Source organism: Gelidibacter sp. (assembly GCF_039916245.1).
Lineage (GTDB): Bacteria > Bacteroidota > Bacteroidia > Flavobacteriales > Flavobacteriaceae > Gelidibacter.
In genome coordinates, this window is record NZ_JBDSLS010000183.1 from 1 (window position 1) to 9,432 (window position 9,432).

At 39.8% G+C, this 9,432-nt stretch carries 9 protein-coding genes; 6 read left to right on the forward strand and 3 right to left on the reverse strand.

From position 1 onward, the window contains the following. From ggt to ABIQ28_RS09940, 3 genes are all read left to right on the forward strand, one after another. Nucleotides 1-1,677: gamma-glutamyltransferase (gene ggt, locus ABIQ28_RS09930; protein WP_348036800.1), on the forward strand; the 1,677-nt coding region annotated here is incomplete at its 5' end. Between the two features lie 140 nt (nt 1,678-1,817). Continuing rightward, nucleotides 1,818-2,111 (forward strand): DUF1778 domain-containing protein, encoded by a 294-nt coding sequence (locus tag ABIQ28_RS09935; RefSeq protein WP_348036802.1) that lies wholly within the window; start codon nt 1,818-1,820, stop codon nt 2,109-2,111. Then, on the forward strand, nt 2,108-2,611 hold the full coding sequence (locus tag ABIQ28_RS09940) for a GNAT family N-acetyltransferase (RefSeq protein WP_348036804.1): 504 nt from the start codon (nt 2,108-2,110) through the stop codon (nt 2,609-2,611). Before ABIQ28_RS09935 ends, ABIQ28_RS09940 begins: the two co-directional genes overlap by 4 nt. Nucleotides 2,612-2,815: 204 nt before the next feature. On the opposite strand, the gene ABIQ28_RS09945 is transcribed toward ABIQ28_RS09940, so the two are convergent. The 3 genes from ABIQ28_RS09945 to ABIQ28_RS09955 form a co-directional block, all read right to left on the reverse strand. After that, nucleotides 2,816-3,643, reverse strand: a complete 828-nt coding sequence (locus ABIQ28_RS09945; RefSeq protein WP_348036806.1) for a DUF1080 domain-containing protein — start codon at nt 3,641-3,643, stop codon at nt 2,816-2,818. A 222-nt stretch (nt 3,644-3,865) separates the two neighbouring features. Beyond that, on the reverse strand, nt 3,866-4,471 hold the full coding sequence (locus ABIQ28_RS09950) for a gluconate 2-dehydrogenase subunit 3 family protein (protein ID WP_348036808.1): 606 nt from the start codon (nt 4,469-4,471) through the stop codon (nt 3,866-3,868). 2 nt (nt 4,472-4,473) lie between these two features. Further along, a complete protein-coding gene (locus ABIQ28_RS09955; protein ID WP_348036810.1) occupies nt 4,474-6,165 on the reverse strand; it encodes a GMC family oxidoreductase in 1,692 nt (563 codons plus the stop codon). Between the two features lie 193 nt (nt 6,166-6,358). Here ABIQ28_RS09955 and ABIQ28_RS09960 point away from each other — a divergent pair, with 193 nt between their 5' ends. The 3 genes from ABIQ28_RS09960 to ABIQ28_RS09970 all read left to right on the forward strand — a co-directional run. Beyond that, complete coding sequence (locus ABIQ28_RS09960; RefSeq protein WP_348036812.1) at nt 6,359-7,330, forward strand: sugar phosphate isomerase/epimerase family protein; 972 nt, start codon at nt 6,359-6,361, stop codon at nt 7,328-7,330. A gap of 47 nt (nt 7,331-7,377) precedes the next feature. Then, nucleotides 7,378-8,148, forward strand: a complete 771-nt coding sequence (locus ABIQ28_RS09965; protein ID WP_348036814.1) for a DUF1080 domain-containing protein — start codon at nt 7,378-7,380, stop codon at nt 8,146-8,148. A gap of 142 nt (nt 8,149-8,290) precedes the next feature. Then, nucleotides 8,291-9,432, forward strand: a 1,142-nt coding sequence (locus tag ABIQ28_RS09970; RefSeq protein ID WP_348036815.1) for a Gfo/Idh/MocA family oxidoreductase, incomplete at its 3' end; no start/stop codon positions are given.

The window sequence follows — 9,432 nt, forward strand, 5'->3', positions numbered from 1 at the left end:
TTAGCTTGTGGAGAAAGCAAAGTCGTCGTGGCGGAAGCTTTTAAAGGCGGCAAAACTGCAATATCAAATAATGGAATGGTGGTTTCTGCTCATCCAGAAGCCAGTAAAGTGGGTATGGAAATTCTGAAGCAAGGTGGGAATGCTGTTGACGCCATGGTCGGCGTACATTTTGCCCTAGCTGTAGTTTATCCTTCGGCTGGTAACCTTGGTGGTGGCGGATTTATGATGTATCGGAAAAATGATGGCGAAGTTTTTTCGTTGGATTTTAGAGAAAAAGCGCCGGGCAATGGCTATGAAGACATGTATTTGGATGCTGACGGCAATGTGATCGAAGGAGAAAGTTTGTTTGGACAGAAAGCTTCTGGCGTTCCTGGTTCTGTGGACGGGATGTTGTTGGCGCACGAGAAATTCGGTTCCTTGCCACTGGCTACTTTGATTGAACCATCGATCAAACTTGCCGAAAAAGGATTTCATATTTCAGAGCAACAAGCGAAAAACTATAATTACCATAAAGAGGATTTCACGAAAAACAATCGCAATCCAGAAACGGTTACCTTAATTAAAGCCGAACCATGGAAAGCTGGAGATTTATTGGTACAAAAGGATTTGGCCGAAACTTTAAAGCGCATCAAAAAAGATGGCAGAAAAGGATTTTACGAAGGTAAAACAGCCGAGCTTTTGGTTGCCGAGATGCAAGCTGGGAATGGGATCATTACTCTGGAAGATCTTAAAAATTATAAGTCTGCATGGCGCACGCCTATCACTGGAAATTATAGAGATTATACAATCCATAGCATGGCACCGTCAAGTAGTGGCGGGATTGCATTGGTTCAGCTTTTAAAGATGTCTGAACATTTCCCATTGTCTGACTTTGGATCAAAAACGGCAAAAACCATTCACGTCATGACCGAAATGGAAAGACGGGTTTATGCCGATAGAGCAGAGCATTTAGGAGATTCTGATTTTTGGGATGTTCCGGTTAAGGAATTATTGGATGATGATTATATCGCGTCAAGAGTCGCTCAAATAGATATGTCAAAAGCAACCGATAGTGAAACCGTTCGACCAATGGCGTTGGACAATATTGTCGAAAAAGAAGAAACCACGCATTATTCCATTGTCGATAAAGATGGCAATGCGATTTCTTTAACCACCACGATCAATGATGGCTACGGCTCTAAAGTTTTTGTGGAAGGCGCTGGTTTTTTATTGAATAACGAAATGGACGATTTCAGTATGAAGCCTGGGGTTCCAAATATGTATGGATTATTAGGTGGTGCAGCCAATTCCATTCAACCCAACAAGCGCATGCTCAGTGCGATGACGCCAACCATTATCGAGAAAAACGGCCAATTGTTTATGGTGGTCGGAACGCCAGGAGGCTCCACCATCATCACTTCGGTTTTTCAATCTGTCGTGAACGTTATCGATCATGGCATGACCATGAGTGAAGCCGTATCCGCAAAAAGATTCCATCACCAATGGAAACCAGATTGGATTTCCACTGAAAAAGGAGCTTTGGATCCTGCCGTAATAAAGGAATTAGAAGCTATGGGCCATGTAGTCAAAGAGCGCGGCAATATTGGAAGAGTGGAAGCGATCCTGGTAAGACCTGATGGTTCCTTTGAAGGCGCCGCTGATCCAAGAGGGGATGACTGGGCGATGGGGGTGGAATAGATGAATGATAAAAGTCGTTTTAAGCTAAGGTGTATCCTTATATGGTCACTATGCGGTAAAATAATTACAGATATTAACCGTACACTTGGTTTGCTGGTACGCTTTTTTACCGTACATTTGTATGTTTAATAATTCACATTATGTCAACTAAAGAAATAAAAAAAGAAGAAAAAGCGAGATTTGATACTCGTCTACCAAAAGAACAAAAAGTATTTTTTGAAAGAGCTGCACGCATTGGTGGTTATAGAAGTTTGACTGATTTTGTTGTTTTAGCGGTTCAAGAAAAAGCTAAGCAAATTATTTCTGAAAATGAGCAGATTATCGCTTCTAAAAAAGATAGTCAAATATTTTTTGATGCAATCACGAATCCACCTAAAGCAAATAAAAGTCTTATCAACGCTGCAAATGAATATAAAGGTCTTTTATCTAAATGAACGAATTAACAGAAAACTTAAATTCTCATCATAGAGAAAAAGAATTTTCTTGTGGAAAAGATATGCTTGACGATTATTTGCATAAACAGGCGAATCTGGACATTAAAAGAAAATTATCTGCTTGTTTCATTGTCAACGACCAAGAAACTAATTTATTAAAAGGGTATTATACTTTAGCTAATAACAGTTTAGCTCAAGAATTAATTCCTACGGAATTTCAGAAAAAACTACCTAATTCATATAAATCTATACCAACTACTCTACTCGGAAGATTGGCGATTGACAATCGTTTTCAAAAACAAGGTGTTGGAAAATTATTGTTAATTGATGCACTAAAACGGAGTTACGAGATTTCTAAAAGTATTGGCTCATTTGCTGTCGTAGTTGATCCGATTGATGAAGATGCAGAACGATTTTACGAGAAATACGGTTTTATAAAACTACCTGACAGCGGAAAAATGTTTCTGCCGATGAGTACAATAAAGACATTATTCGAATAGAAGTACTGTGGCTAACAATCTATAAAAAAGGGTGATTAAGTGTTAAGCTCAATTGCTTAAATCCCTCTGCTGCAATTGGGATAACCATTTTGTCAGCATTGCATTCCTCAAAAACCCAGACTTTCGTCTGGGTTTTTGCTTTATAAATCAGTTAGTAATAAAACCTGTTGCTAATCTTACTCGTGAAACGCAGCTGTTTATTTATCAATCTAATTTCAACAATTCAATATTTCTAAATTCGGTGGGGTGGCTTTCGCTTTGTAGAGAGATATAACCTCCTTTTATGGCTTCACCAATTCTGTTTTTATACATTGGATTATAGTCATCCATATCTGCGCCACCATATTGTGGTTTTGAATAGCGCAATACTTCTTTATCGTTGATTTTATGGATGATTAAAGAATCGTTATAGACTTCAACTTCCAAATTGACCCACTGATCGCCATGATACGTTTCGGAATTGGATTCTGTACAATGATCCGTAATCAGCAGGCCATCCATGACCACGTTGGTGCCTGGGGTGCATAAATTCGCTGTGGATCGGTCAACGCCTTGGGTCAGTCCGCCTAGCATCTGAACCTCAATGCTCAATGGGAAACTTTGGTCTTTAGCCATGTTTTTAGGATCTTCACCATGAATCATAACGCCGCTATTTCTGGTTGCCCATCCGGCTCCATCTGCAATTTGATCGCCGGTAAAACGGTATTGCATTTTTAATTTATAATTGGAATAGGGTGTTTTATAGAAAAGATGACCAAACCGATCATTGAACTTGCCATCATAACCATCATAAGAAACTTTAATGACACCATCCTCAACTCGAAAGGTATTGTGAATATTGTCGCCTAAATCATAGCCTTTGATTTTAGGCGTCCATCCGTCTAAATCTTTGCCATTAAATAAAGAGATCCAGTTTTCCGTAGCTTGTTTTTTAACAATAGCATCGCGGTTTTTAGCTTCGGGTTTTGATTTGCAGCTTACGATTAATAAAAGAATTAATGCAATTAAAATTGGGTTGGACGGTTTGTACATATTCATTAATTTTTAAATATTTTTACTGTATTCGGATATTTTCTCGTTTAAAAACCTGATGTATATGTGTATGAATGGATGTGTGGTATAGTAAAATTTAATATTATTCGTCCTCCGCCCTCCGTCATTCGTCCTCCTTCTTTTATCCTTAAGTCATTTCCAACCCTTCGATAATTTCATAAAAAAACAACACATCAATATTAATCACTAATTGGCTTGATTTTAAAGCGACCAAGCTCTCCCTCCAGTAGCTTTTTCCACGGAAACACATCCTTTTTGCTGCCCTGGAATCGGATCATAGGCTAACACGTTTTTGCCAATCTCCTTACTTGATTTATAGGCCCAAACTGTCTGATCGCGAATTTTCATTAGCGTTTCAAAAACTATGTTTTCTTGTTCCGCATAGGCTAGCCGCTCCGCTTTTGTAAGGCTAAGATATTTCGATAAAATGGCATCAAATTTTTCGGGTTCCAAAGTAAATGGCTTCTCATTTGGAGGATTCAATTCTTCTGGAATTCCCAACTCTTCAATCACAGCATCCAAACCCGTTTTATAGATTTCTTTTTGTTCGTCAGTTGCGGTTGCTGAGGTATAAAGATCAATGAATTTCGGTACGTTAACATCTAGCGCGCCCGGAATACCTTTCGTTTTCGGCAAAATTAAGTCCACTAAATTCTGTAAGACATAGGCTTGTTTGTCAGAAAAAAATAGGGGCGTCCACTTTTCTTCTGGCGTGGTACAACTTTGAAGCATGCTTAAGATGGTAGGTGTTGCAATAACATATCCTAAGGATAATCCCAAGTTTTTTAGTGCGTCTCTTCTGTTCATAATTATACTTTATTTGATTTGAATTGTGCAATGGCATGCTGTGCAGCTCTAGCGGTTAATGCCATATAAGTCAATGACGGATTTTGGCAACCCGCTGAGGTCATACAAGCCCCATCGGTTACATATACATTCGGCACGCCATGCACTTGATTATTGGCATTAAGCACGGATGTTTTTGGATCTCTACCCATACGGGCGGTGCCCATTTCATGAATGCCTATCCCTGGCGCATGCTGCACGTCATAAGTCGTGATGTCTTTAAATCCTGCCTTTTCCAGCATCTCGGCGGCCTGCTGTTTAATGTCTTCACGCATGATCAATTCGTTTTCTTTCCATTCCGCATCAAAGGTTACGGTCGGCAAGCCCCATTCATCTAGCTTGTCATAATCCAAGGTCATTTTATTGTCATGATAAGGCAAACATTCCCCAAAGCCCATAATGCCCATGCTCCATGGTCCGGGTTTTAAAATCGCCTCCTTGAATTTTTCGCCGTAGCCAATTTCGGCAACGTGTTCGGAGATTCCGTATCGGCCGCCGCCGCCTTGATAGCCATAGCCTCTTAAAAAGTCTTTGCGTTCGGTGGCTTTATCTCCTAAGTTTCTGAATCGTGGTATATAAATACCGTTTGGTCGACGTCCTTTATAATATTGATCCTCAAATCCCTCTACTACAGCATTGGCACCTGCTCCTAAATGATGGTCCATAATATTATGTCCTAATTCGCCAGAGTCATTGCCTAATCCGTTGGGGAAACGCTCTGATTTGGATTGCATTAAGATGGACGCCGACGGGATTGCGGAAGCACAGCTAAAGATGATATCCGCAGTAAAAATATGCGTTTCCTTGGTTTCAGCATCGATCACTTTAACACCCGTTGCTTTTTTTAGCGAGTCGTCATAGATGATTTCATGGACAATTGAATCAGGTCTCAAAGTCATATTGCCGGTAGCTTCCGCCGCTGGCAATGTGGAAGCGTTACTGCTAAAATAACCACCGTAAGGACAGCCTCTAATACATCTATTTCTAAATTGGCAATTACTTCGTCCTTTATGTTCGTGATCGCCTGTAATATGAGCCACGCGTCCGATAGTCAACAAACGATCCTCGTAGTTATTGGCAAGTTGGGATTTAAACTCTTCTTCGACGCAATTCAATTCCATTGCCGGCGAGAAAATGCTGTCTGGTAAATGCGGAATTCCGAGGGCTTCGCCACTGACGCCGATATATTTTTCGACATAATCATACCATGGGGCGAGATCATTGTAACGGATAGGCCAATCCACACCATGGCCATCTTTAAGATTAGCGGTAAAATCCAAATCGCTTAGGCGGTAACTTTGACGCCCCCAAGTTAAAGAACGTCCGCCTACGTGATAGCCTCGCATCCAATCAAAACGCTTGGTTTCATTATAAGGATGTTTGATATCATCCACAAACCAATGTTTGCTTTCTGCCGAGGTGGTATAGCCTGTTCGGGATTGTTTTTCTTGCCGTTCCTGATCTTCCGTTGTGGTGCCACCACGTAATTCGGTGTCCCAAGGATCATTGTGCATGGTAGGATAATCGCCGTGTTTTACCATGCGTCCTCTTTCGAGCACTAAGGTTTTTAATCCTCCCTCACATAATTCCTTCGCTGCCCAACCGCCGCTAATTCCTGTTCCAATGACTATAGCGTCGTAATGTTCTTTTATCATAGTGTACTTATATATTCAAACTATTAATAGCCTACTAAATACAGGAGTAATAGTCCTAATTATTTTGGTGTTGCAGATTTTTAAAGTCTAAACTTAGTCAAATTAGTAGTATTCTGATGAAACTTTAGTATTTTTCATCTTCCTTTATTTTTTTTAAAAATATTAATATTAAACTAATAAAACCAAAATCATTATGACCCAAAAGATTTTTATTCCTTTATGTTTATTTTTTCTTGTGACGTCACTTTTTGTTGGATGTAAAGAAAATCTAGCAAAATCAGTTCAAGTAGAAGTTGTAACGGATGATGTCAAACCATTTTTTAAGTTGTCACTAGCGCAATGGTCCTTACACCGAGCCATTGGGAATAACGAATTAGATCCGTTGGACTTTGCTGAAAAAGCCAAAGCAATGGGTTTTGAGGGAATAGAATATGTTTCGGGTCTTTATACAAAAAAGCTGGAATCTATGGGGATGGAAGCGCTTCAGGAGGCTTTAAAAGAAAAGAGTAAAGCACATGGCGTTGAAAATGTATTGATCATGATCGATGGTGAAGGCGATTTGGCGGCCTCAGATGAAAAAGAAAGAAATCAGGCTGTTGAAAATCATAAAAAGTGGGTAGATGCGGCTCAATTTTTAGGCTGTCATTCTATTCGGGTCAATTTATTTGGTTCAAATAATGAGGACGAATGGATTGCAAATGCGACCATCGGTTTAAAAAGATTGGCGGAATATGGTCAATCTAAAGGCATAAATATCATCGTTGAAAACCACGGTGGTTTTTCTTCAAATGCCGGACTTTTGGTTCAGGTCATGAAAAAAATAGATATGGCTAACTGTGGCACCTTACCTGATTTTGGCAATTTTTGTGTGAAACGTGAAGGTGGCGGAAAATGGGATGGAAAATGTATTGATGAATATGATAAATATAAAGGAGTAGAAGAAATGATGCCTTATGCAAAGGGCGTTAGTGCCAAGTCTTATGATTTTGACGCTGACGGTAATGAAACTACGCTGGACTATCCTCGTTTTTTGAAAATTGTCAAGGATTCTGGTTATAGAGGCTTCATGGGTGTAGAATTTGAAGGCAGCAATGTTAGTGAGGAAAAGGGCATTGAATTAACTCGCGATTTGTTATTGAAAATAGGAAAAGAACTTTCTAAATAATCACATCAAACTTATCTAAAAAAATATTAATCTATAATAGTAAACCCATGAAAAAATTAAGTGCACTTGCAATTTTAAGTTTAGTATTCATGCCATTGATTTTTGGCTGTAAGGACAAGAGTGATAAAGCTAAGGAAACAACCGAAGCCGAAAAGGAAACTGTGGATGCTGTTGAAGATAGCGATGACTGGATCGTTCTTTTTGATGGCAGTTCTTCAGACGGATGGCGAGGGTACAAAAAAGACCACTTTCCTGAAGCTTGGAAAATAGAAGACGATGCCATCCGTTGCATAGGATCTGGACGTGGCGAAGCGGGCAATAAAGATGGTGGCGATATTATATATGACCAGAAATTTAAAAACTTCACCTTGAGTTTGGAATGGAAAATTTCTGAAGGAGGAAACTCTGGCATCTTCTATCTAGGACAGGAAGACCTTGATTATGTTTGGAAAACAGCACCTGAAATGCAAGTTTTGGATAATGATAAACACCCTGACGCCAAATTAGGATTAGATGGTAACCGTCAAGCGGGATCGTTATATGATTTAATTCCTGCAAAACCACAAAATGCAAAACCTGTAGGCGAATGGAATCAAGTTGAAATTACCGTTTATAATGGTACTGTGATTCATAAACAAAACGGGGTCAATGTAGTGGAATATCACTTATGGACTCCAGAATGGAATGCCTTGGTGGCAGGAAGTAAGTTTCCAAGCTTAAATAAAGATTGGGCAGATGTAGCCAACGAAGGCTATATCGGTCTGCAAGATCATGGCGACGATGTGTGGTTTAGAAATATTAAGATTAAAGAATTGTAGACTCGAGTCTTTTTAAATCCCTGGGCATTACCTTTCTAATTGAAATTCCTCGTGTCTCTGAATGAATTATTCTAAAACACAAGGAATTTCTATATAAACAGCTATCAATAGCATAGTAAACTATCAAAACATACAGAAAAACATGAGAAAATTAAGAATGGGAATGATTGGTGGCGGCATTGGCTCTTTTATTGGCGATGTCCACAGAAAAGCTGCGACCCTTGATGGAATGATTGAATTGGTTTGTGGCGCATTCAGCAGCACGGCTGAAAAATCAAAGGCTTCGGGTAAAGACCTATTATTGCCTGAAGACCGATGTTATGGCAGTTTTGAAGAAATGATTCTTAAAGAAAAAGCGCTACCTGAAAATCTCCGTATGGATTTTGTGGCTATTGTCACACCAAATTATATGCACTTTGCGCCAGCAAAATTAGCATTAGAAAATGGTTTTCATGTCGTGTGCGACAAACCGATGACCTTAACTGAAGATGAAGCAAAAGAATTAGAGGAGCTCGTGAAATCGACCGGACTACTTTTTGCGTTGACCCATAATTATCCAGGAAGTCCCATGGTTAAACAAGCCAAAGCCATGGTTAAAAATGGAGATCTTGGAGCGATCAGAAAAGTGCAAGTCCATTATTTACAAGGTTGGATGGCTACTGCGGTTGAGGATTCAGATAATAAACAGGCGGCTTGGCGTGTTGATCCTTCAAAATCTGGGCTTGGCGGTGCTTTAGGGGATATTGGAACCCATGCCCATAATTTGGTAGAATATATTACAGGATTAAAAGTTAAAGAACTCGCTGCCGATTTAGGACGATTCGGTAAAGGCCGTGTTTTGGATGATGATGGTAATATTTTGCTGCGCTTGGAAAATGGCGCCAAAGGAATTATGTCCATATCTCAAATTGCCGCGGGAGAAGAAAACAATCTCTCTATTCGGGTTTATGGCGAAAAAGGCAGTTTGGAATGGCATCAGGAAAAACCAAATGAACTGATCACAAGATGGCTCGATCAACCGAAAATGATTTTCACGTCTAATGGGAATGATCTTTACCCACTGTCATTAGCCGCGTCTCGAATTCCCGCTGGGCATCCAGAAGGTTATTTGGAAGCCTTTGCCAATGTCTATAAAAACTTTGCAACACATTTAAATGCATTTAAAACAAAAACCCCCATTGAAACTCCAGACTATCCGACGGTATCTGTTGGGGTTAGAGGCGTGCAATTTATTCATGCGGCTGTTGAAAGTGATCAGCAAAATGCGGCTTGGGTGGGGTTGGA